The 21,181-nt window shown below is 70.9% G+C and carries 21 protein-coding genes; 8 read left to right on the plus strand and 13 right to left on the minus strand.

Annotation, left to right across the window (positions count from 1 at the left end; genetic code table 11):
- Positions 1-298: 298 nt before the first annotated feature.
- On the plus strand, positions 299-1,171 hold the full coding sequence (locus F6X53_RS13735; RefSeq protein WP_151000651.1) for a tetratricopeptide repeat protein: 873 nt from the start codon (positions 299-301) through the stop codon (positions 1,169-1,171).
- 88 nt (positions 1,172-1,259) lie between these two features.
- Here F6X53_RS13735 and glpX read toward each other — a convergent pair whose 3' ends face one another.
- The 3 genes from glpX to F6X53_RS13750 all read right to left on the minus strand — a co-directional run bounded on the left by glpX (position 1,260) and on the right by F6X53_RS13750 (position 4,644).
- Positions 1,260-2,255, minus strand: a complete 996-nt coding sequence (gene glpX / locus F6X53_RS13740; RefSeq protein ID WP_151000653.1) for a class II fructose-bisphosphatase — start codon at positions 2,253-2,255, stop codon at positions 1,260-1,262.
- 196 nt (positions 2,256-2,451) lie between these two features.
- Positions 2,452-3,774 (minus strand): homoserine dehydrogenase, encoded by a 1,323-nt coding sequence (locus F6X53_RS13745; protein WP_151000655.1) that lies wholly within the window; start codon positions 3,772-3,774, stop codon positions 2,452-2,454.
- Between the two features lie 150 nt (positions 3,775-3,924).
- Positions 3,925-4,644, minus strand: a complete 720-nt coding sequence (locus tag F6X53_RS13750; protein WP_151000657.1) for a hypothetical protein — start codon at positions 4,642-4,644, stop codon at positions 3,925-3,927.
- Between the two features lie 146 nt (positions 4,645-4,790).
- Here F6X53_RS13750 and xth point away from each other — a divergent pair, with 146 nt between their 5' ends.
- Both xth and F6X53_RS13760 read left to right on the plus strand, forming a co-directional pair.
- Complete coding sequence (gene xth, locus F6X53_RS13755) at positions 4,791-5,603, plus strand: exodeoxyribonuclease III (protein WP_151000658.1); 813 nt, start codon at positions 4,791-4,793, stop codon at positions 5,601-5,603.
- Between the two features lie 97 nt (positions 5,604-5,700).
- On the plus strand, positions 5,701-6,324 hold the full coding sequence (locus F6X53_RS13760; protein ID WP_151000660.1) for a glutathione S-transferase family protein: 624 nt from the start codon (positions 5,701-5,703) through the stop codon (positions 6,322-6,324).
- A gap of 63 nt (positions 6,325-6,387) precedes the next feature.
- Here F6X53_RS13760 and F6X53_RS13765 read toward each other — a convergent pair whose 3' ends face one another.
- From F6X53_RS13765 to F6X53_RS13810, 10 genes are all read right to left on the minus strand, one after another.
- Complete coding sequence (locus F6X53_RS13765; protein WP_151000662.1) at positions 6,388-7,302, minus strand: tetratricopeptide repeat protein; 915 nt, start codon at positions 7,300-7,302, stop codon at positions 6,388-6,390.
- Complete coding sequence (gene ilvD, locus F6X53_RS13770) at positions 7,289-9,019, minus strand: dihydroxy-acid dehydratase (RefSeq protein WP_151000664.1); 1,731 nt, start codon at positions 9,017-9,019, stop codon at positions 7,289-7,291. The genes F6X53_RS13765 and ilvD overlap by 14 nt, the downstream gene beginning before the upstream one ends.
- Positions 9,020-9,445: 426 nt before the next feature.
- The gene (eutC, locus tag F6X53_RS13775; RefSeq protein ID WP_151000666.1) at positions 9,446-10,231 is read right to left on the minus strand and encodes an ethanolamine ammonia-lyase subunit EutC; all 786 of its coding nucleotides are present in this window, start codon (positions 10,229-10,231) and stop codon (positions 9,446-9,448) included.
- On the minus strand, positions 10,228-11,610 hold the full coding sequence (locus tag F6X53_RS13780; protein ID WP_151000668.1) for an ethanolamine ammonia-lyase subunit EutB: 1,383 nt from the start codon (positions 11,608-11,610) through the stop codon (positions 10,228-10,230). The genes eutC and F6X53_RS13780 overlap by 4 nt, the downstream gene beginning before the upstream one ends.
- Positions 11,611-11,723: 113 nt before the next feature.
- The gene (locus F6X53_RS13785) at positions 11,724-12,584 is read right to left on the minus strand and encodes a transglutaminase-like domain-containing protein (protein WP_151000742.1); all 861 of its coding nucleotides are present in this window, start codon (positions 12,582-12,584) and stop codon (positions 11,724-11,726) included.
- Positions 12,585-12,753: 169 nt separating this feature from the next.
- Positions 12,754-13,347 carry a LutC/YkgG family protein gene (locus F6X53_RS13790; RefSeq protein ID WP_151000670.1) on the minus strand — a complete coding sequence of 198 codons (594 nt, stop codon included), beginning with the start codon at positions 13,345-13,347 and terminating at the stop codon, positions 12,754-12,756.
- Positions 13,344-14,987: a lactate utilization protein B gene (locus F6X53_RS13795; protein WP_151000672.1), complete on the minus strand. Its 1,644-nt coding sequence runs from the start codon at positions 14,985-14,987 to the stop codon at positions 13,344-13,346. Before F6X53_RS13795 ends, F6X53_RS13790 begins: the two co-directional genes overlap by 4 nt.
- On the minus strand, positions 14,984-15,727 hold the full coding sequence (locus F6X53_RS13800; protein WP_151000674.1) for a (Fe-S)-binding protein: 744 nt from the start codon (positions 15,725-15,727) through the stop codon (positions 14,984-14,986). The genes F6X53_RS13795 and F6X53_RS13800 overlap by 4 nt, the downstream gene beginning before the upstream one ends.
- Positions 15,728-15,863: 136 nt before the next feature.
- Positions 15,864-17,597, minus strand: coding sequence for a ubiquinone-dependent pyruvate dehydrogenase (gene poxB / locus F6X53_RS13805; protein WP_151000676.1), 1,734 nt, complete (start codon positions 17,595-17,597; stop codon positions 15,864-15,866).
- Positions 17,598-17,681: 84 nt separating this feature from the next.
- Complete coding sequence (locus F6X53_RS13810; protein WP_151000678.1) at positions 17,682-18,296, minus strand: cysteine hydrolase family protein; 615 nt, start codon at positions 18,294-18,296, stop codon at positions 17,682-17,684.
- Positions 18,297-18,599: 303 nt separating this feature from the next.
- Between F6X53_RS13810 and F6X53_RS13815 the strand changes: the two genes are divergently transcribed.
- Genes F6X53_RS13815 through F6X53_RS13835 form a run of 5 tightly spaced genes read left to right on the plus strand, consistent with a single transcriptional unit; the run spans position 18,600 to position 21,022 of the window.
- Entirely contained in the window at positions 18,600-18,935 is a 336-nt protein-coding gene (locus tag F6X53_RS13815) for an ArsR/SmtB family transcription factor (protein ID WP_151000680.1), read from the plus strand.
- The gene (locus F6X53_RS13820; RefSeq protein ID WP_151000682.1) at positions 18,932-19,441 is read left to right on the plus strand and encodes an SRPBCC family protein; all 510 of its coding nucleotides are present in this window, start codon (positions 18,932-18,934) and stop codon (positions 19,439-19,441) included. The genes F6X53_RS13815 and F6X53_RS13820 overlap by 4 nt, the downstream gene beginning before the upstream one ends.
- Complete coding sequence (locus tag F6X53_RS13825) at positions 19,432-19,863, plus strand: VOC family protein (protein WP_151000684.1); 432 nt, start codon at positions 19,432-19,434, stop codon at positions 19,861-19,863. The genes F6X53_RS13820 and F6X53_RS13825 overlap by 10 nt, the downstream gene beginning before the upstream one ends.
- A complete protein-coding gene (locus tag F6X53_RS13830) occupies positions 19,860-20,318 on the plus strand; it encodes a GyrI-like domain-containing protein (protein ID WP_151000686.1) in 459 nt (152 codons plus the stop codon). The genes F6X53_RS13825 and F6X53_RS13830 overlap by 4 nt, the downstream gene beginning before the upstream one ends.
- Positions 20,319-20,371: 53 nt before the next feature.
- Positions 20,372-21,022 carry a glutathione S-transferase family protein gene (locus F6X53_RS13835; protein ID WP_151000688.1) on the plus strand — a complete coding sequence of 217 codons (651 nt, stop codon included), beginning with the start codon at positions 20,372-20,374 and terminating at the stop codon, positions 21,020-21,022.
- Positions 21,023-21,181: the final 159 nt, after the last annotated feature.

Consider the following 21,181-nt stretch of genomic DNA (forward strand, 5'->3'; position numbering starts at 1 on the left):
GCTTTGGCATCACACCGCGCACCCTGCGGATCCCCTCGCCGGCCTGATTTCCGGGGCCCGGGCCGGTGAGCCATACCTTCGCCACATCCGCTCGCTTCAGCCTGAATATCGCCGGTTCTTAAGCGGGCGTTCACCGCGTTACGGGACCATGCACGGCACATCGCTTGCCGGACGGGCCCGGGCGCGGAGTGCGGCCGGATCCTTGGTCGGATCATGGCCGATCCGCGCCGGGAACAGGCGATCGAACGAGGATATTCGGAAGCGCGCGCCTGCGCGCTCTGCCGAGGAGAGCGGGGCGATGACTTCACTGAGCTTGCGGGCACCCAAAGCGGGGCTGATCGGAGCGGCCGCGCTGGCCGCGATGGCCCTTGCGGGCTGCGAGACGGTGGGCAGCGCCGCCGGGCCGAAGCAGTTCGCCGTGCTGGAGACGGACACGACGGGGGCGACGAACGTCAACATCGCCTCCCTGTCCGACGTGATCTCCCGCAACCCCAATGACGCGGCGGCCTACAACACCCGCGGCGCGGCCTATGCCCGGGCGGGCCAGTTCGGCGACGCCGTCGCCGACTTCACCAAGGCGGTGCAGCTCGATCCGAACTCGGCCTCGGCCTATAACAACCGGGCCCTCGCCTTCCGGCAGACCGGCCGCAACGACGCCGCCCTGCAGGATTTCTCGAAGGCGATCGCGGCCGACCCGAATTACGGCCCGGCCTATATCGGCCGCGCCAACGTGCTGCGCGCCCAGGGCGACCTCGACGGCGCCACCTCCGATCTCAACCAGGCGATCCGCCTGACGCCGGAATCCGCCGAGGCCTACCACGCCCGCGGCCTCGTGCGGCAGAAGCAGGGCCAGAACACCCAGGCCATCGCGGATTTCGACGCCGCGATCGACCGCAACCCCTTCGTCAGCGCGCCCTACGCCGCGCGCGGCCAGAGCCTCATCGCCACGAACCAGTTCGACAAGGCGATCGAGGACTACAACGCCGCCCTCAACGTCAACAACAAGGACGCCACCTCCTGGGCCTATCGCGGTCTCGCCTACGAGAAGTCGAACCGCAAGAAGGAGGCGATGGAGAGCTACCAGCGCGCCGCCCAGATCGATCCGGGCAACCCGGTCGCCAAGCAGGGCCTCGGGCGCGTCCAGGGCGGGGTCGGCTCGCTCTTCAACTGACGCCGCCCGGTCTCGCGGGATTTCGAAGGCGGTCGCCCGGACGGGTCGGCCGCCTTCGTCGTTCCGGTGCTTGGGGGCGCGGCCGGCCTCACGCCTCGAAGCGGTCGGGCCGGCGATGCATGCCGAGGATGCGCCGCACCGTGCCGGTCGAGGACCGGTACACCACCGTCTCGGTCTCGACTGCGCCGGGCTTGAAGCGAACGCCGCGCAGCAGGGCGCCGTCCGTGACGCCGGTCGCCGCCACGATGACGTCGCCGCGGGCGAGGTCGTGGAGCTCGTATTTCCGGTTCGGGTCGCTGATGCCCATGCTCTCGGCGCGGGCGCGCTTGTCGTGGCTGTCGAGGATCAGGCGTCCCTGCATCTGGCCGCCGATGCAGCGCAGGGCGCCGGCCGCGAGCACGCCCTCCGGGGCCGCCCCGATGCCGAGATAGATGTCGGCGCCGGTCTCCTCCGGGCTGGTGGTGAAGATGATGCCGGCGATGTCCCCGTCCGAGATCAGCCGGATGCCCGCCCCGGTGGCGCGCACCGCCGCGACGAGGTTCATGTGGCGCGGCCGGTCGAGGATGATCGCGGTGATCTGGGAGGGGTGCACGCCCTTGGCCCGCGCGAGGGCCGCGATGTTGTCGGCCGGGCTCGCATCGAGATCGACGAGGCCGGGCGGATAGCCGGGGCCGATCGCGATCTTCTGCATGTAGACGTCCGGCGCGGCGAGCAGGCTGCCCTTCTCGGCGATGGCCATGACCGCGATGGCGCCCGGCATGTCCTTGGCGCAGAGGGTGGTGCCCTCGAGGGGATCGACCGCGATGTCGACCGCCGGGCCCTCCCCGCTGCCGAGGCGCTCGCCGATGAACAGCATCGGCGCCTCGTCGCGCTCGCCCTCCCCGATCACCACGGTGCCGTCGATCGGCAGGGCGTGCAATTCGCGGCGCATCGCGTCGACGGCGGCCTGGTCGGCCTCCTTCTCGTTGCCCTGGCCGCGCAGCCGCGCGGCCGCGATGGCGGCGCGCTCGGTGACGCGGGCCAGTTCGAGGGTGAGGGTGCGCGCGACGACCCCTCGGGACGCCTGTGGGTGGGCTTCCGCCATCGTTTCCTCGCCCTCGTCGCATCCGGTGCCCGGCGCGGGGCCGGGCCTGGATCGCGCTTCCAGCAGGGCGGAGCCGCCCTGTCCGTGCGCTTATGTCAGGTGTTGTAGCGCGTTTCGGAGCCTCGGCCCGTCGACCCGCGACAAAATCCCCAAGCCTTATTCGAGATCCCCAAGCCTTATTCGAGCCGGATCGGGCTTACTCGCGCTCGATCCGGATCAGTTGCGGCGCCTCGGCCAGGAGGCCGTCGGCCGCGATGGCGTCGAGGGCGGCCCGGATGGTCCCCTCGGTCGCCGCGTAGGTGATCAGCACCAGCGGCACCGGCTGGCCCGAGCGCCCGTGCGGGTCCTGCGAGGCGGCGCGCTCGGAGCGGCGCTGGAGGATGCTCTCCAGGGAGATCTCGCGCTCGGCCATCCGGGTGGCGACGCCCGCCGCGACGCCGGGCCGGTCATGGACCGTGAGGCGGATGTAGTAGCCGCCCTCGTGGCGCTGCATCTCGACGCGGGAGGCCGGCTGCATCCGGGCGGTCGGGCGGCCGAAGGCCGGGCGCACGAGGCCGGCGGCCACGTCCGCGATGTCGGCCACCACCGCCGAGGCGGTGGCCTCGCCGCCGGCGCCGGGGCCGATCAGGGTCAGCTCGCCCACCGCGTCGGCATCGACCGTCACCGCGTTCGTCACGCCCATCACCTGGGCGATGCTGGAGGATTTCGGCACCATGGTGGGGTGCACGCGCTGCTCGATCCCGCCGGCCGCGATCTGGGCCACGCCGAGGAGCTTGATGCGGTAGCCGAGTTCCTCCGCCATGGTGAGGTCGAGGGGGGTGATCGCCGAGATGCCCTCGACCGAGACGCCCTCGGCATCGAGCGTCGTCCCGAAGGCGAGGCTCGTCAGGATGGCGAGCTTGTGGGCGGTGTCGAAGCCCTCGACGTCGAAGGTCGGGTCTGCCTCGGCGTAGCCGAGCGCCTGCGCGTCCTTGAGGCAGGCCTCGAAGGTCAGGCCCTCCAGCTCCATCCGGGTCAGGATGTAGTTGCAGGTGCCGTTGAGGATTCCGTAGACGCGGTTCACCGCGTTGCCCGGCAGACCCTCGCGCAGGGCCTTGACGATCGGGATGCCGCCCGCGGCGGAAGCCTCGAAGGCGAGGGCGACGCCCTTCGCCTCGGCGGCCTCGGCGAGCCCGGCGCCGTGATGGGCGAGGAGCGCCTTGTTGGCCGTGATCACGTGCTTGCCGGCCGCGAGCGCGGCCTCGACCACCGCCTTGGCGGCCCCTTCCGACCCGCCGATCAGCTCGACCACGGCATCGACCTCGCCCGAGCGCGCGAGCGCCACCGGGTCGTCGAACCAGGTGATGCCGGTCAGATCGAGCCCGCGGTCGCGGCCGCGGTCGCGCGAGGAGACGGCCGTGACCCGAATCGCGCGGCCCGTCGCGGCCGAGAGCGTTTCGGCCCGGCGGGCCACCATCCGGACGACGGCGGCACCCACGGTGCCGAGACCGGCGACGCCGAGGCGGAAGCTCTGTGTCATTGCCTGTTCCATGACCTGACGCTACCGCTGCGGGCCGGTCGATGGTGCGGTCGGCGATGCGGCGGAAAGCGGTTTCACGTGCCGCGACGCACGGCGCGCTCTTCTGCAACGATTCCCGGAGGGGCGCAAGGAATCGGGCGCCACCCCGGCTCAGCCAATGGGCCCGCCGGCGCGCTCCCGGAATCGGCGCGCGGTCTCGATCAGCCCGTAGAGGACGCCCGCGTTGAGCGCGTGCCAGAGGAAGTGCGTGCCTGTTGGCCACCCGGCGCAGAGCGCCCGATCGAGGGTGCGGCAGGCGAGCGAGGCCAGGAACAGGCCTGCGATCGCGAGAAGGCGCCGGCCGGCCTCGCGCCGCGCCGGCCCGAGCGCGCAGCCTTGCGGCGGGATCAGGAGCGCCCCGGTGACGCCGACGAGCGCCAGCACGGCCGGCAGGTAATCGATCGAGCCGTTGCTGAGATCCGCGCTCGACAGGCCGGTCGCCGCATCGAGGAGCGGCGCCAGGCCCGCACCGAAGGCCGCGAAGGCCAGGGTCGCACCGAGCGCGCCCGCCGGGCCGAGGCCGAGGAAGCGCCGCATCGCCAGGAGGAAGTAGGCGTAGATGAACAGCGCGATCGGGATCACGTCCGCGAGCATCGCCCAGCGCAGGGCGAGGGTGTGGAACAGGAACGAGCCGATCCCCACGATGAGGACCAGGGCGCTGAGCGCCCGCGCGGCGGGATCGCGCATCGGCCCTCGCCGCTCCCGCAGCGCGGCGGCCGCCGCCGCGATCAGGAAGGCGCCGTTCGAGACGGCATTCAGCGGCTCGCCCCAGAAGCCCGAACCCGTCCGCTCGCAATAGGCCCGGATGGGCTCGAGCCAGGCTGCGTCCATGCTCATCCCCTGCCCGCACCGGGCACCGGCTTGTCAGCACCGCGCGAAGGCCCGATGACGGTCTGGCCTCGCTGAACGCCCCCACCGCGCCTGGCATCCCGCGCGCCGGCTCGGGCTCGGGCGAGCGCCCCGGAGAGAGAAGCCCCATGCGGATCGCGACCTGGAACGTCAACTCGATCAAGCAGCGGGTGGGGCATCTCGTCGGCTTCCTCGAGGAGGCGAAGCCGGACGTGGTCTGCCTGCAGGAGCTGAAATGCCAGGATGCGGGCATGCCGCGGGCCGAGATCGAGGCGGCGGGCTACGCCGTCGAGACCCTGGGGCAGAAGGCCTATAATGGCGTCGCCCTGCTGGTGCGCGCGCCGCTGCAGATGAGTGAGATCCGCCGGGGCCTGCCGGGGGACGAGGCCGACGAGCAGGCCCGCTACATCGAGGCCGTGATCACCGGCGAGGACGCCACGACCGGCAAGGCCGTCGCGCCCCTGCGCGTCGCCTCGATCTACCTGCCCAACGGCAACCCGGTCGAGAGCCCGAAATACCCCTACAAGCTCGCCTTCCTGGAGCGCCTGCGCCTCCATGCCCGCGCCCTGATGGCGGAGGAGACCGCGCTCGTGCTCGCGGGCGACTACAACGTCATCCCGGAGCCGGAGGACGCGGCCGATCCGGAGGCGTGGCGCAGCGACGCCCTGTTCCTGCCCCAGAGCCGCGCGGCCTTCCGCCGGCTCCTGGCGGAGGGCTTCACCGACGCCCTGCGCGCCTGCGATCCGCGGGGCGGGCTCTACACCTTCTGGGATTACCAGGCGGGCTCCTGGCCCCGGAACCAGGGCATCCGCATCGACCACCTGCTGCTCTCGCCCCAGGCCGCCGACCGGCTGGTCTCGGCCTCGGTGCAGAAGCACCTGCGCGGCCTGGAGAAGCCGTCCGACCACGTCCCCGTCACGGTGGAGCTCGCGCCGGCCTGAGCCGGGATCCGCTCACGGGACTGGGAAGAGGCAGGGCCGGTCCGGCGTGATAGGAGGCCGGTCCGCGCCCCTCCCGGGACGCAGGAGACCCGTCCGCATGATCGTCTACGGCACCAGCCTGTCGCCCTTCGTCCGCAAGATCCTGGTCGCGCTCGCCGAGAAGGGCGTCGTCGCCGAGCACAATCCCCTGCGCTTCCACGATCCCGACGCGGATTTCCAGGCCGCGAGCCCGCTCGGCAAGATCCCGGCGATCGAGGATGACGGGTTTCGCCTCGCCGATTCCTCCGCGATCCTGTGGTATCTCGAGCGCAAGCACCCGACGCCCGCGATCATGCCCGCCGAGGCTCCGGCGCTCGGCCGCGCGATCTGGTTCGACAAGTTCGGCGACACGGAACTGTTCGGGAAGCTGATCGTGCCCTTCGTGCACCGGGTCTTTCGCCCGAAGATCATGGGCAAGCCCGGCGACGAGGCCGCGGTCGAGCGCGCCCTCACGGAGGATCTGCCGCCGCTCTTCGATTATCTGGAAAGCGAGATCGCGGGCGAATACCTGGTGGGCACGCGCTTCAGCGTCGCCGACATCTCGGTGGTCACGGGTTTCCACAATCTGGCGCTCGCCGGCGCGTCGGTGGATTCCGGCCGCTGGCCCAAGCTCGCGGCCTACGTGGCGGCGATGCTCGCGCGCCCGTCCTTCGTCCAGGCGATCGGCGCCCGGACGGGCTGACCGCCCCGCGAGCGGGTGCTCGCGCCCGCCCCTCCACCGGGCGGTCGGCGCCCGGTCCGGAACTCAGCGGCGGCGACGCCCCGTCGCCGCCTGGGCCTGGGCCTGCGCGTCGGCCCGGTCGTCCTCGGTCGCCCGCGCCCAGTTCTTCTCGTAGAGGGCGACGATCCAGTCGTCCTTGCGCCCGTCCGCCCCCTGCCGCGCGAGCGAGAGCCACATCAGCCCGCGCGCCCGCTGCACCGGCAGGCCGCCGAGGCCGTTGGCCAGGAGATCGCCGAGCAGGGCCTGGGCCGGGTGATGGCCCTTCTCCGCCGCGAGGTTGAACCAGCGGGCGGCCTGGCGCGCATCCGCCTCGACCCCGGTCCCGTCGAGGTAGAGCCGGGCGAGATTGTACTGCGCGTTCGGGTCGCCGAAATACGACGCCGCGTAGTTGAACATGTCGTAGGCGCGCTCGGGATTCGGGCGCACATAGGTGCCCTTGATCCCGTCGAGGAAATAGGCGCCGAGCGCCGTGAAGGCGCTCGCGACCACGCCGGAATTGGGTGCATCCGGCCCGTCGTCGTTGCTGTCGTCGGCGATGCGCGAGAAGAACTCGAAGGCCTTGAGGTCGTCATGGGGCACGCCGTCCCCTTCCGCGTACATGCGGCCGAGCTTCCACAAGGCGAGGGCGTGGCCCTGGCCCGCGGCGTATTCGAGGGCGCGCGCCGCCCCTTCCTTGTCGCCCGCATTGTACTCGCGCATGCCCGTGCGCAGCGCGTCCTTGGCCGAGCGGAAGCTCTTCTCCGGCACCGGCGTGCGCGCGGTGGCGTCGAGGGCTTCCACCGGCGCGGTCACCGGCAGGGCAATGAGCAGCAGCAGACCCGCGACGGCGAGCGCCATCGATCGGCCTCGCGCGCGCGCGCGCGAGGCGACGAGCCGACCCGGATCGGCCCCGGCCGGCCGCGCGAGCGGCCGGCAAAGGTCAGTCCTAGATATCCGCATAGGTCTGCGTCTCCTGGGCGCCACCCGGATGGGTGACGGCGCCGTTGACCGCGGGTCCGACGGTCTGCATGTACTTCCAGAGATAGCCGGAGGTCGCCGTGTTCGTGCGCGGCGCCCAGGCCTTGCGACGCTCGGCCAACTCCTCGTCCGAGAGCGCGACGTCGAGCGTGCCCTTGATCGCGTCGAGGGTGATCATGTCGCCGTCGCGCAGGAGACCGATCGGGCCGCCCACCGCGGCTTCCGGCCCGACATGGCCGACGCAGAAGCCGCGGGTGGCGCCGGAGAAGCGCCCGTCCGTGATCAGCGCGACCTTGTCGCCCATGCCCTGGCCGTAGAGGGCGGCCGTGGTCGAGAGCATCTCGCGCATGCCGGGGCCACCCTTCGGGCCCTCGTAGCGGATCACCAGGACGTCACCCTCCTGATAGGTGCGCTTCTGGACCGCCTCGAAACAGGCTTCCTCGCCGTCGAAGACGCGGGCCGGGCCGGTGAAGACCTGCTTGTCGGCCGCCATGCCGGCGACCTTCACGATGGCGCCCTCGGTCGCGAGGTTGCCCTTGAGCCCGACCACGCCGCCGGTGGGCGTGATCGGCGCGTTGGCGGGGCGCACCACGTCCTGGTCCGGGTTCCAGTGAACCCGCTCCATGTTCTCGGCCATGGTGCGGCCGGTCACCGTCATGCAGTCGCCGTGCATGAAGCCGTGATCGAGGAGGGTCTTCATCAGGAGCGGGATGCCGCCGACCTCGAACATGTCCTTGGCGACGTAGCGCCCGCCGGGCTTCAGGTCCGCGATGTAGGGCGTGCGCCGGAAGATCTCGGCCACGTCGAACAGCGAGAACTCGATGCCGCATTCATGCGCGATCGCGGGCAGGTGCAGGGCCGCGTTGGTGGAGCCGCCGGAGGCCGCAACCGCCGCCGCCGCGTTCTCCAGGCTCTTGCGGGTGACGATGTCGCGCGGGCGGATGCCCTTGGCGATCAGCTCCATCACCTTCTCGCCGGCGGCGGCGCAGAACTTGTCCCGGATCTCGTAGGGCGCCGGCGCGCCGGCCGAGTAGGGCAGCGCGAGGCCGATCGCCTCGGAGACGGTCGCCATCGTGTTGGCGGTGAACTGGGCGCCGCAGGCGCCGGCGGAGGGACAGGCCACCTGCTCGAGCTCGTCGAGGTCCTCGAGGCTCATGTCGCCGACGGCGTGCTTGCCCACCGCCTCGAACAGGTCCTGCACGGTGACCGGCTTGCCCCGGAAGGTGCCGGGCAGGATCGAGCCGCCATAGATGAAGATCGAGGGCACGTTGAGGCGCACCATCGCCATCATCATGCCGGGCAGCGACTTGTCGCAGCCGGCCAGCCCCACGAGGGCGTCGTAGGCATGGCCGCGGATCGTCAGCTCGACCGAATCGGCGATGACCTCGCGCGACGGCAGCGAGGCCCGCATGCCGCCATGGCCCATGGCGATCCCGTCCGTGACCGTGATGGTGCAGAACTCGCGCGGCGTGCCGTGGGCGGCGGCGACGCCCTTCTTCACGGCCTGGGCCTGGCGCATCAGGGAGATGTTGCAGGGCGCGGCCTCGTTCCAGCAGGAGGCCACGCCGACGAGCGGCTGGTGAATCTGCTCGCGCGTCAGGCCCATCGCGTAGAGGTACGAGCGATGCGGCGCGCGCTCGGGCCCTTCCGTGACGTGGCGGCTCGGCAGCTTCGACTTGTCGTTCAAACGCGCGTCCATACTGAAATCTCGCGACCCTGGTTCCCGACGTAGCGGTTCATCTCATCAACGCCCGACGCCGCTCCGCGCACCGCCCACGGGCGATGTTCGGCGGGAGCCGGCCGCGCTCACGGAATGGACTCGGAACGAAACGGTAAATCGTTGGCGACGCTGCCGTTTACCGCTGATGCTGAGGTGGTCCCGGTTTATGGCGGGATCGCGGCGGATGAAGGCAGGTCTCAGGGCAAACCTGGGATGCTTTCGCGGTGTTGCGACGTCGCCACAGCCACGCTTAGGGCCGGCGCAATTTCCGATCTGCTTGGGGCGTCCCGGTCAATCGGCGGTTCAGTCAATCGCCGGTCAATGGGTTCGGGACAATTCGATCGGATCGACGCACGATTGCTGCACAGCAGCAATCCAGGCCGCCGATGATGCGCCGGGCTCCTCTCAGGATTCGGCGCCGGGCAGCGCCCGGGCCGCGCCGGGCGCGGCGAGGAACCGCTCGCTCTCGTCCTTGAGGTTCACCCCGGTGAGACCCCGGGACAGGGCCTCCCGCAGGAGCCAGTTCAGCTTGAACGCGGCCTCCGCCGGGGACAGGCCGGCGGGCCGCACATTCGAGATGCAGTTGCGCTCGGCATCCGAGCGGCCGGGGCGCGGACCGAAGGTCAGGTAGATGCCGAGGCTGTCGGGCGAGGACAGGCCGGGCCGCTCGCCGATCAGCACCGCCACCGCCCGCGCCCGCAGGATCGACCCGACCGCGTCTCCGAGCGCCACCCGGGCCTGCGCCGCGATGACGACCGGCGCGAGGTTCCAGCCCGCCGCGGCGATGTGGGGCTGGAAGGCCGCGATCAGTGGCGCCGCCCCCTCGTGGACCGCGCGGGCGGAGAGGCCGTCGGCGATCAGGATCGCGAGGTCGACGGGCGCGCCCGCCGCCCGCGCCAGCGCGTCGGCGCTCTCCGGCGCGAGGCGGCGCCCGTAATCGGGCCGCCGCAGGTAGGTGGCCCGGTCCGGGGCCTGCGAGGCCACCACGCGGGTCGCCAGACCGAGGGCCTCGACCGACCGGGCGATCGCTTCCGCCTCCATCGGCGTGTGGACGGCGTCGCGCGCCTGCGCGTGGGCGAGGCCGAAGCGCAGGACCTCGCGGGTCGGGAGGCCGCTCCCCGCCCGGCCGAGACCGATCCGGGCCGGTGTCAGGCGCGCGAGGCGGGCCCAGAGATCGTCCGGCGCGCTCACGCGGCAAGCTCCGGCGCGGCCTTGAGGAGGCGCCGGCCCCCGTCGCCCGGCAGCAGGGCGCCGTTCCCGTCGGTTAGGCCGATCCGAGCGAGCCAGGCCTCGAATTCGGGGGCGCGCCGCAGGCCCAGCACCTCGCGGATGTAGAGGGCATCGTGGAACGAGGTGGATTGGTAGTTCAGCATCACATCGTCGGCCCCCGGCACGCCAATGATGTAGGTGCAGCCGGCCGCGCCGAGCAGCGTCAGGAGCGTGTCCATGTCGTCCTGGTCCGCCTCGGCGTGGTTGGTGTAGCAGACGTCGACGCCGAGCGGCACGCCCATGAGCTTGCCGCAGAAATGGTCCTCCAGCCCGGCCCGGATGATCTCCTTGCCGTCATAGAGATATTCGGGCCCGATGAAGCCCACCACGGTGTTGACCAGGAACGGCTTGTAGGCCCGGGCGACCGCGTAGGCGCGCGCCTCCAGCGTCTGCTGGTCGATGCCGTGATGCGCGTCGGCCGACAGGGCCGAGCCCTGGCCGGTCTCGAAATACAGGACGTTGTCGCCGACGCTGCCGCGCTTCAGGGCGCGCGCGGCCTCGTGAGCTTCCCGGAGGATCGGCAGGGTGACGCCGAAGCTCGCATTGGCGGCCTGCGTCCCGGCGATCGACTGGAACGGCAGGTCGACCGGCCAGCCCCGGTTCATCGCCTCGATCGTGGTGGTGATATGGGTCAGGACGCAGCCCTGCGTCGGGATCTCGAGGCGCCGGATCACGTCGTCGAGGAGGTGCAGGAGCGTGCCGAGGGCGTGCAGCGAATCCGAGGCCGGGTTGATGCCGATCACGGCGTCGCCGCAGCCGTAGGAGAGCCCGTCGAGGATCGCCGCCGTGATCCCGGCCGGATCATCCGTCGGGTGGTTCGGCTGCAGCCGGACCGCGAGGGTCCCGGGCAGGCCGATCGTGTTGCGGAAGCGCGTCACCACCCGGGCCTTGCGGGCCACGAGGATCAGGTCCTGGTTGCGCATGATCTTCGAGACGGCCGCGGCCATCTCCGGCGTCACGCCTGGCGCGATCCGGGCCAGCGTCTCGGGGGCGGCGGTGAGCAGGAACTCGCGGAAATCCCCGACCGTCAGATGCGCGATCTCCGCGAAGGCCCGGGCGTCGTGCGTATCGAGGATCAGGCGGGTGACGTCGTCCGCCTCGTAGGGGATCAGCGGCCGGGCCAGGATCTCCGCGAGGGGCACCTCGGCGAGGCACCAGCGCGCCGCCATGGATTCCTCGGCCGATTCCGCCGCGATCCCGGCGAGCCGGTCGCCCGAGCGGATCGGCGTCGCCTTGGCCATCAGGACCGGCAGGTCGGCGAAGACCCAGGAGCGCGGGCCGACGACGTGGCGATAGGCCATTTCCGGACAACCTCCCGATCGCGCCCGCGGCGCCGATGATGACGCCGCCCGGCCGCCTGTCAAAGCCTCCTGCGGCGCGCCGGATCCCGCGATCCTGTGACGACAGGATCCCGTCAGGCCGCGCCGGCGTGCGGGGCGGGCTCCTCGGTCGAGATCGCGTCGACGGTGCGGGTCGCGGGGCCGTCCTGGCCGTCGGCGCGGTTGATCCGGATCTGCATGCCTGTCGGCTGCATGTTGCCGTAGGGCGTCGAGAACGCGATCTCGGCCGCGTCCCGGCCCACCCCGATGCGCACGAGCCCGTCGAGATTGGCCTGGCGGGTCGCGTCGAACAGCCACCAGCGGCCGTCGAGATAGGCCTCGAACACGGCGTGGAAGTCGCTCGGCACGAGGCCGTGGGCGTAGCAGGAGACGAAGCGGGCCGGGATGCCCAGCGCCCGGCAGAAGGCGGTGCCGAGATGGGCGAAGTCGCGGCAGACGCCGGCCCGGCGCAGGAGCGATTCGTCGGCGGTGGTCTGCTCGTCGCTGCTGCCCGGCTGGTAGGTCAGGCGGTCGTGGATCCAGTTGCAGATCGCGTTCACCCGCTGGTGCCCCTTGGGCAGGTGGCCGAACTCGGCCTGGGCGAAGGGCGTCAGCCGGTCCGAGGAGACGAAGCGGCTCGGCAGCAGGAACGGCAGGATGTCGAGGGGCAGTTCCGCCACTGGCGTCTCGTGGATGCTGGCGGGGTCGGCCCGCAGCACGGTCAACTCGACCTCGGCGTTGTATTCGAGGGAGAAGGGACCGACCGGCACGTTGACGCCGAGATAGCGGTTCTGGAAATCCGGCGTGACGTAGGTGCGCCGCCGCAGATCTGGGGAGAGGGTCAGGGATTCGTTGAGGATCGCGAGGCTCTTCAGATGCGCCACCTCGAGATTGAAGATGAACAGCGTCTCCGCCAGGATGTTGTAGGAAAGACTGCAACCCAGAGTATAGCGCACCATCTGCTCCATCGCGGTGGGCGAGAACCGGCCCGAGCCGAAGAACCGATCCAAGCAAGGTTTGCGCCTGCGAGGCGGGTCGTTTCCCGAGCGGACGGTGCCCGGAAACGCGAGCGGGCTCAAGAACCCGGGTCCCCTCCCCCGCGCCGGAGCGGTGTCCGGCGCCGGGTCAGGCCCGCGGCAGCAGCACCACGGTCAGGGAGCGGACGCCCTGGGCGCCGTGAATCAGCACGCCCTCGATGTCGGCGGTGGCGGAGGGGCCGGTGTGGAGCACCGCGTAGGCCGCGCGGCCGAATTCGGGCCGACGATAGGCCGCCTGGATGTTGACCACGAGGTCGGCCGGATCGAGGAGGACGATCAGGTGCTGCGCCAAATACGCCACCGCGTTCACCCGCAACTCGTCCTGCGTGAACAGCACCGAGCCGGTCTCGGCGACGCCGAAGACGGCGCGGACCACCGCCACGTCGACATCCGCGAGGTCGGCCGGATCCGCCACCCGCGCGAGGTCGCGGTTGCCCTGGATCTCCGGGACCGCCGAGGCGACCACCCGCGCCCCCGCGAGGCGCTCGCGCACCGCGCCGAGCGGGTTCCCGCCCGCAGAGGTCTCGGCGAGGCGCCCGCCCATGCGCTCCAGGCGCTCCCCGAAGGCGGCGATCAGGTCTTCGCCGACGAGCGGCGCGAAGTCCGGGAGCGGCGGCAGCGCGTAGGTGCCGGCCGGGCGGTTCTCCCGGATCGCCCCGAGGATCGCGTCCCGGGCGCTCATGCCTCGGCGTCCGACTTGTCGGCGCCCGTCTTGTCGCCTGTCTTGTCGTCCCGCGTGCGCATGCGGTTCTGCTTGTACCAGGCGTGGAAGCTCTGGCGCGGGGTCTCGGGCATCTCGCGGCCCCGGCCCCAGGTGTTGAGCGGGTTGTAGACGGCGAAGCGCGGCAGCACCTTGAGGGCCGAGTCGGTGGCGCCGATCGCGGCCCGGTAGGCGGCCGGGCGGCTCAGCACCTGGCCGGCGGCCTTCATCATGCCCTTCTTGACGAGCGGGATCTCGTGTTCCTCGGCCAGGACCTTGCGCCAGGCGAAGATCTGCTCGTGAATGTTGATCTTGACCGGGCAGACATTGGTGCAGGAGCCGTTCATGGTCGAGGAGAACGGCAGCGTCGAGTATTTCCGCTTGTTGAAGGTCGGGTCGATGATGAGCCCGATCGGCCCCGAATAGGTGGCGCCGTAGGACAGGCCGCCCGAGCGCCGGTAGACCGGGCAGGTGTTCATGCAGGCACCGCAGCGGATGCATTTCAGCGAGGTCCAGAACTCCTCCATGCCGAGCCGGGCGGAGCGCCCGTTATCGACCAGCACCATGTGCATCTCCGTGCCCGCCCGGGGGGCGCGGAAATGCGAGGTGTACTGGGTGATCGGCGAGCCGAGCGCCGAGCGCGACAGGAGGCGGATGAACACGCCGAGATGCTCGATCCGGGGGATCAGCTTCTCGATGCCGATGGAGTGGATCTGCAGCTTGGGCACGTTGCCCGAGAGGTCGGCATTGCCCTCGTTGGTGCAGGTGACGACGGTGCCGGTCTCCGCGATGGCGAAGTTGCAGCCCGTCATGCCGGCATCCGCGGTGAGGATATAGGGCCGCGTCGTCTCGCGCTGGCTCTCGGCGAGGTAGTGGATGTCGTCGTTCTCCGGGTCCGTCCCGAGGGTCCGGGCGAAGACCTCGGCCACGTCGAGGCGGGTCTTGTGCACCGCCGGACAGACGACGTGGCTCGGCTCCTCCTTGTCCAGCTGCTGGATGCGCTCGCCGAGATCGGTCTCGATGATCTCAATGCCGTGCGCATCCATGTAGTGCCGGAAGCCGCATTCCTCGGTGAGCATCGACTTCGACTTGATCAGGGTCTTGGCGCCGTGATCCTTGAGGATGGCGTGCACGATGCGGTTGTGCTCGGCGCCGTCGGCGGCCCAGTGCACGTGGACGCCGTTGGCCTTGGCCTGCGCCTCGAACTGCTCGAGATAGACGTCGAGATTGGTGAGCGTGTGCGCCTTGATCTGGGAGGCGAGCTCGCGCAGCGCCTCCCATTCGGGGATGGTGTGCGCCACCGCGTCCCGCTTCTTGCGGAGGTCCCACAGGCGCTCGTCATGCGCCTTCAGGTGGAGGGGCGCCGCGATGAAGCGCTCGGCCGCCTCCGCCTGGTCGATCGGCCGGTTGCCGCGCACCTTGGCGCCGCGGGGCTGCGGCTCGCGGGCCTGGGCGGCCTTCGGGGCGGCGCTGAGGGGCTGGCTCGTCGCTTCCGCGTGCTGAAGGCGGCCCCCGTCCGGGCCCCGCTCGCTCTCGTCGTCCGGCTGGCGGATCTCCGGATGGATCAGACCGCCGCGATCGGCGGCACCGTCGCGGATGCGGAGATCGTCTGGCGCGCTCATGCGGCGGCTCCGTTGAGGACCTGGGCGATGTGGATGAATTTCAGCGGCACTCCGAGGCGCTCGGCGCAGCCCTTCTGGTGCATCATGCAGGAGGAATCGGCCGAGACGACGTAGGCGGCCCCGGCCCGGGCATGGTCGCTGACCTTGTCGTAGCCCATCTTGGCCGACACTGCGGGCTCGAACACCGAGAAGGTGCCGCCGAAGCCGCAGCACTCGTCGGGCCGCGCGATCTCCACGACCTCGATGCCCTTCACCTTGGCGAGCAGATCGAGGGGCTTGGAGTAGAACGGCGCGTTGATCTCGCTCGCCCTCGCGTGGCCGATGCCCCGCAGCGCGTTGCAATTCGAGTGATAGCTGATCTTGTGCGGGAACGCCGCCCAGGGCAGTTCCTCGACCTTGAGGATGTCGTGCAGGAATTCCACGAGCTCGAAGGTCCGCTCGCGCACGGCGATCACCTCGGGCGTCTGCGGGATCGCCGTGAGATGCGCCCGCACCTGATGCACGCAGCTGCCCGAGGGGGCCACGACGTAGTCGAAGCCGGTGAAGTTCTTGACGAAGAGCGCCTCCGTCGCGGCAGCCTCCGCGTGGCAGCCGGTATTGGTCATCGGCTGGCCGCAGCAGGTCTGGTCGAACGGGTAGGTCACGTCGAGGCCGAAGCGCTCGAGCAGTTCGAGCGTGGCGATTCCCACCTCCGGCTCGAAGGCATCGACGTAGCACGGCACGAACAGACCGACGCGCATCACGGGTGTTCTTCTTCTCGCTGCCCCAAGACCGGCGCATCCGCGAGGCGGAGCGGGATCGCGGAGCGAAACCGGGCTCGCCCGCCGGCGCGAACCTCGCCGGCAGGCTGGAACGTTTCGAAATCCGTCATCCGGTCTAGCGGATGAGGTTCGACTTGGCGAGGTCGAGGACCGCGTCACCGCGTCCGCTCATGACGGCGCGCAGGACGTAGAGGCTGAAGCCCTTCACCTGCTGGCCGTCGATCTTGGGCGGGATCGAGAGTTCCTGGCGGTTGACCACGACGTCGAGGAGGGCCGGCCCGTCATGGGCGAAGACCTCCCGGGCGGCGCCCTCGAGCTCGCCCGGATCCTCGACCCGGATGCCGTGGATCCCGGCCGCGCGGGCGAGCGCGGCGAAATCCGGGTTCTCGAGGCTGACGCCGGTCTCGAGATAGCCCGCGGCCTTCATCTCCATCTCGACGAAGCCGAGGGTGCCGTTGTTGAAGACCACGATCTTCAGGGGCAGCCGCTCCTGACGCAGGGTCAGGAGGTCGCCCATCAGCATGGCGAAGCCCCCGTCGCCCGAGAGCGCGATCACCTGCCGGGTCCGGTCGGCGGCCTGAGCGCCGAGCCCCTGCGCCATGGCGTTGGCCATCGAGCCGTGGACCCAGGAGCCGAGGAGGCGCCGCTTTCCGTTCATTCGCAGGTAGCGCGCCGCCCAGATCGTCGGGGTCCCGACATCGGCCGTCAGGATCGCGTCCTCGGCGGCCGCCTCGCTCACCACCTTGGCGAGGTACTGGGGATGGATCGGCTTGCGTCCGGGCTTGCCGGTCGCCAGATCGTCGAGGCCCTCGCGCGCCTTCGTGTAGTGCTTGAGGCTCGCATCGAGGTAGCTGCGATCGTCCTTGGCGCGCAGCTTCGGCAGAAGGGCCTCGATCGTCTCCGCCACGTCGCCGACGAGGCCGAGATCGAGCTTGCAGCGCCGCCCGAGCTGGCCCGGGCGCAGATCGACCTGCGCGACCTTCGCGTCGGCGGGATAGAACTGCTTGTAGGGAAAGTCGGTGCCGAGCATCAGCAGGGTCTCGCAGCCATGCATCGCCGCGTAGCCCGAGGAGAAGCCGATGAGCCCGGTCATCCCGACATCGTAGGGATTGTCGTACTCGACGAATTCCTTGCCGCCGAGCGCGTGCACGATCGGGCTCTTCAGGGTCTCGGCCAGGCGCAGCAGCGGCCCGTGCGCCCCGGCGCAGCCACGCCCGCAGAGCAGCGTGATCCGCTTCGAGCCGTTGAGGAGTTCGGCGAGCGCGTCAAGGTCGGATTCGGAGGGACGGATCACGGGCTTGCGGGGCAGCAGCCCGGGATTGGGCGCGATGGCGCGGGCCGGCGCGTCCTTCACGGCGACGTCGCCCGGGATGATCACCACCGCGACCCCCTGCTGGCCGACGGCCGCCCGCACCGCGTTCTCCAGCACGTAGGGGAGCTGGGCGGGGTCCGAGACGAGCTCGCAATAATGGCTGCACTCGCGGAACAGGTGCTTCGGGTCGGTCTCCTGGAAATAGCCCGAGCCGATCTCCGGCGAGGGGATGTGGGCCGCGATCGCCAGGACCGGCGTGCGGGTCCGGTGGCAATCGTAGAGACCGTTGATCAGGTGGACATGGCCCGGGCCGCAGGAGCCCGCGCAGACCGCGAGCTTGCCGGTGATCTGGCTCTCGGCGCCCGCCGCGAAGGCGCCGGCCTCCTCGTGGCGCACATGCACCCACTCGATCTTGCCGCGAGCCCGGATCGCCTCCGTGATGGCGTTGAGGCTGTCGCCAACAACCCCGAAGATCCGCTCGACGCCGACCTGCTGCAGGGTCTCGACGACAAGGTCCGCGACGTTGGTGATGCGCATGGTTCGGCTCCTTGACTGAAGCCGAACCGCATCAACCTCCGCCGCGTTCCGCCGCGGCGCCGGTATGGGTGCGGTCATGCACCCTCAGGCGCGGATCTCGCCCTGGTCGCGCGCGATCGCCGCGAAGAGATCGCCCAGCGCCGCGAGGCTCGCCGCCTGCACCGCCTGGGCCGGGACCACGGAGCCGTCCGGCGCCGGCAGGGCCCGCGTCGCGGTGGCGGAGGCCACCACGGTCGGGCGGAAGCCGAGGCTGAAGGCGCTGCGCGCGGTCGAGTTCACGCACATATGCGTCATGAAGCCGGCCACGATCAGCGACTCGATCCCGGCGGTCTCCAGGCGGGCCTGCAGGTCCGTCCCCACGAAGGCGCTGGGATAGCTTTTCGTGATCACCGCCTCGCCGTCCCGCGGCGCCACCGGGTCGCTGATCTGGCCGATCGGCGCCGTCAGGTCGTAGGGCGAGCCCGGCCCCGCATCGTGGCGCACATGGATCACCGGGATGCCGGCCTCGCGCGCCCGCGCCAGCAAAGCCGCCGCCTCCGCGAGGGCCGGCTCGACCCCTTCCAGGCGCATGATGCCCTCTCGGTAGGTGTTCTGCAGGTCGATCAGCAGGAGCGCCGACCCGGCCAGCGCCGCGGGCTGCGGGCTGAGCCCCGAGATCTCGCGCAGGGTCTTCAGGTTCGTGCTCTTCGGATCCGACATGGTGGTCGTTCTCCCCTCTCGCGCGTCCGCGCAACCTTGGTCCGCCCAGGAACGGGCTTCCGACAGGGACGTCAATGCCACCTTGGTGGCGTCCGCCGCGGCTTTGCAGCGTGAGCCATCGCCCGGATCCGGCAGGCGCCGCCGCTTCGGCCAATCCGGTCCGGGTCGCGGCGACGACCCGCGGCCTGGGCGGCGCCTCGAATATCCGAACAGCGGTCGCGTTCCAGACAGGCTCGTCGGGCGCTTGACGGGACTGACGCGCAGAACTAAACTAATTGGTAAATTCAACGTTTGGTTTAGTTGATGCAGGATCTCCTCAGCGCCCGGTTCGCCGCCCTCGCCGACCCGACCCGAAGGGCCATCCTGGCGCGGCTCGCGCTCGGCGAGACGACGCTCAGCGCATTGGCCCAGCCCCTCGCGATGACGACCCCCGGGGTCGCCAAGCACCTCAAGGTGCTGGAGCAGGCCGGGCTGATCGCGCGGGGGCAGCGCTCCGCAATCCGGCCCGTGCGCCTCCAGCCCGAGGCGTTCGCGGACCTGCAGGCCTGGATCGATGCCTGCCGCCGGCATTGGGAGGGCAGCTTCGACCGGCTCGCCACGCATCTTGCCGAGACCGCCGACCGGTCGGACGCGCCATGACGGCGCCGCCCGACGTGAGCGCGCCCGTGGCGTCAGACCGCCCAAGGCTCGTGATCGCGCGCGACTTCGCGGCGGCGCCGGAACGCGTCTGGCAGGCCTGGGCCAACCCGCAGGAGATGGTGCGCTGGCTCGGCCCGGTCGAATGGCCGGCCACGCGGGTCGAGGCCGTCCTGCAGGTCGGCGGCGCCTGGCGCGCCTGCCTGACGGCGCGCGATGGCAGCGACGTGCTCTGGCAATCCGGGCGCTACCTCGCCGTCGATCCGCCGCACCTGCTGCGCTTCACCTTCCGGTGGGAGGGGACGAACCACGAGGACGGACCGGGCGTCGAGACGATCGTGACCGTGCGGTTCGAGCGCCTGGCCGGCGGGCGCACCCGCCTGACCCTGATTCAGGAGGGCCTCGCCAGCGAGGCCAGTTCGCGCGGCCACGCCCATGGCTGGGGCAGCACGTTCGACCGGCTCGCGCAAGCCTTGCAGACCGAAGGGGGAGAGCGCCCATGCAATTGAACCAGTACCTGTTCCTGTCCGGCCAGTGCGAGGAGGCGTTCCGCGCCTACCAGCGCATCCTGGGGGGCGAGATCACCCTCATGCTCCCGCATGCCGGCACACCCGCCGCGAGCCACGTGCCGCCCGAGTGGCACGACAAGATCATGCATGCCTGCCTCGAACTCGGTGACCGCAAGCTGATGGGCTCCGACGCTCCGCCTGGCCGGAGCAAGCCCATGGGCGGCTTCTGTGTCCAGGTCGCCGCCGGCTCCGCGGCGGAGGCCGAGCGCGTGTTCGCGGCCCTCGCGGAGGGCGGCGAGGTCACGATGGCGCTGCAGCAGACCTTCTGGAGCGCGCGTTTCGGCATGCTGGTCGACCGCTTCGGCGTGCCCTGGATGATCGATGGCGGGTCGAGCCAAGAAGCCGCCGGAGCCGGCGCATGACCGCGACGAGCGATGTCCTGAGCCCGGTCGGGATCATCCCGGTGCCGGCGCGCCTCGTGGCGGTCGTGCGTCGGTCCGTCAGCTACGCCGAGATGGGAGACGCGCAACGCCGGGCGCGGCCGCTGCTGGCCGACGCGCTGCGTGCCGCCGACATCGTGCCCGACGGCCCGCCGCTGACGGTCTGGCGTCGGCTCGATGACGGGCGCGTCGACTACGCCCCCGGCGTGTTCGTCCCCCGGGCGATCGCGGTGGCGGGGGAGGTCAGCTTGCTCTCGCTGCCGGCCGGTCAGGCGGCCCACCTGACGCTGACAGGCTCCTATGCGGGCCTGGCGGCCGCCTGGGAGCGCCTCTTTGCCGGATGCGAGGGCCGCGCACGCACGGGGCTGCAGTGGGAAGTCTACAGGGCGGCGGATGCGGATACGGTCGAGACGGAGCTGTTCGCCCAACTCGCCTAGGGGAGAACGAGGGCTTTGCAGGCATCGCGCACCCCTTGAACCGGAGCCGCGGCATGATTCCGACCCTGACCGCCTTCGCGCAGCCGCCGGATCGCGGCAGAGGCTTGGCGCGGGACATGCCCGTCCGATGGGCGCTCGCGGAAGTGGGCCAGCCCTACCGCGTTCGTCTGCTCGCCTTCGCGGCGATGAAGGAGCCCGCGCACCGGGCCCTTCATCCCTTCGGGCAGATCCCGACCTATGAGGAGGGCGACCTCGCCCTGTTCGAGTCGGGCGCCATCGTGCTGCATCTCGCCGAGCGCCATCCGGGCCTCTTGCCGGACGATTTCAACGCCCGGGCCCGCGCGATCGCCTGGATGTTCTCGGCGCAGAGCACGATGGAGCCGCCGATCGTCGAGCGCGGCATGGCGATCCTGGTGGAGGGCGACAAGCCCTGGCACGCAGAGCGCCTGCCCCTTCTGGAAGATCGTGTCCGGGCCCGGCTGGGCGAGCTCTCCCGCCACCTCGCCGAACGCGACTGGCTCGAGCGCGGCTTCAGCGCCGGCGACCTCCTGCTGGTGACGGTCCTGCGGAGGTTGAACGGATCGGGCCTCCTGGAGGAGAATCCGAACCTTCTCGCCTATGTCGCCCGTGGCGAGGCGCGGCCCGCTTTCCGGCAGGCCTTCGCGGCGCAATCGGCGGTTTTCAAGGCAGCCTCGGCGTCCTGACGAAGTCCGCCCGGGTCGGCCCTTCTGGCGGATCGAGGCAGCGGCCCCCGACGCGCCTGCGCGTGCGTCAGAGGGCGCCAAAATGCCGTGCGGCCGGGCGGGCGCGCATTCTTCGCGCTCCCGGTTCAGGCGCTGCGCAAACCGGCCCAGCATTTCTTA

Origin of the sequence: Methylobacterium soli (assembly GCF_008806385.1) — a bacterium.
Lineage (GTDB): Bacteria > Pseudomonadota > Alphaproteobacteria > Rhizobiales > Beijerinckiaceae > Methylobacterium > Methylobacterium soli.

What these genes read in the sequence shown, in the direction of transcription:
- F6X53_RS13735 (WP_151000651.1), top strand. Translation starts at nt 299, where the DNA reads ATGACTTCACTGAGCTTGCGGGCACCCAAAGCGGGGCTGATCGGAGCG.
- glpX (WP_151000653.1), bottom strand. Translation starts at nt 2,255, where the DNA reads ATGGCGGAAGCCCACCCACAGGCGTCCCGAGGGGTCGTCGCGCGCACC.
- F6X53_RS13745 (WP_151000655.1), bottom strand. Translation starts at nt 3,774, where the DNA reads ATGACACAGAGCTTCCGCCTCGGCGTCGCCGGTCTCGGCACCGTGGGT.
- F6X53_RS13750 (WP_151000657.1), bottom strand. Translation starts at nt 4,644, where the DNA reads ATGGACGCAGCCTGGCTCGAGCCCATCCGGGCCTATTGCGAGCGGACG.
- xth (WP_151000658.1), top strand. Translation starts at nt 4,791, where the DNA reads ATGCGGATCGCGACCTGGAACGTCAACTCGATCAAGCAGCGGGTGGGG.
- F6X53_RS13760 (WP_151000660.1), top strand. Translation starts at nt 5,701, where the DNA reads ATGATCGTCTACGGCACCAGCCTGTCGCCCTTCGTCCGCAAGATCCTG.
- F6X53_RS13765 (WP_151000662.1), bottom strand. Translation starts at nt 7,302, where the DNA reads ATGCGGATATCTAGGACTGACCTTTGCCGGCCGCTCGCGCGGCCGGCC.
- ilvD (WP_151000664.1), bottom strand. Translation starts at nt 9,019, where the DNA reads ATGGACGCGCGTTTGAACGACAAGTCGAAGCTGCCGAGCCGCCACGTC.
- F6X53_RS13780 (WP_151000668.1), bottom strand. Translation starts at nt 11,610, where the DNA reads ATGGCCTATCGCCACGTCGTCGGCCCGCGCTCCTGGGTCTTCGCCGAC.
- F6X53_RS13790 (WP_151000670.1), bottom strand. Translation starts at nt 13,347, where the DNA reads ATGAGCGCCCGGGACGCGATCCTCGGGGCGATCCGGGAGAACCGCCCG.
- F6X53_RS13795 (WP_151000672.1), bottom strand. Translation starts at nt 14,987, where the DNA reads ATGAGCGCGCCAGACGATCTCCGCATCCGCGACGGTGCCGCCGATCGC.
- F6X53_RS13800 (WP_151000674.1), bottom strand. Translation starts at nt 15,727, where the DNA reads ATGCGCGTCGGTCTGTTCGTGCCGTGCTACGTCGATGCCTTCGAGCCG.
- poxB (WP_151000676.1), bottom strand. Translation starts at nt 17,597, where the DNA reads ATGCGCATCACCAACGTCGCGGACCTTGTCGTCGAGACCCTGCAGCAG.
- F6X53_RS13810 (WP_151000678.1), bottom strand. Translation starts at nt 18,296, where the DNA reads ATGTCGGATCCGAAGAGCACGAACCTGAAGACCCTGCGCGAGATCTCG.
- F6X53_RS13815 (WP_151000680.1), top strand. Translation starts at nt 18,600, where the DNA reads ATGCAGGATCTCCTCAGCGCCCGGTTCGCCGCCCTCGCCGACCCGACC.
- F6X53_RS13820 (WP_151000682.1), top strand. Translation starts at nt 18,932, where the DNA reads ATGACGGCGCCGCCCGACGTGAGCGCGCCCGTGGCGTCAGACCGCCCA.
- F6X53_RS13825 (WP_151000684.1), top strand. Translation starts at nt 19,432, where the DNA reads ATGCAATTGAACCAGTACCTGTTCCTGTCCGGCCAGTGCGAGGAGGCG.
- F6X53_RS13830 (WP_151000686.1), top strand. Translation starts at nt 19,860, where the DNA reads ATGACCGCGACGAGCGATGTCCTGAGCCCGGTCGGGATCATCCCGGTG.
- F6X53_RS13835 (WP_151000688.1), top strand. Translation starts at nt 20,372, where the DNA reads ATGATTCCGACCCTGACCGCCTTCGCGCAGCCGCCGGATCGCGGCAGA.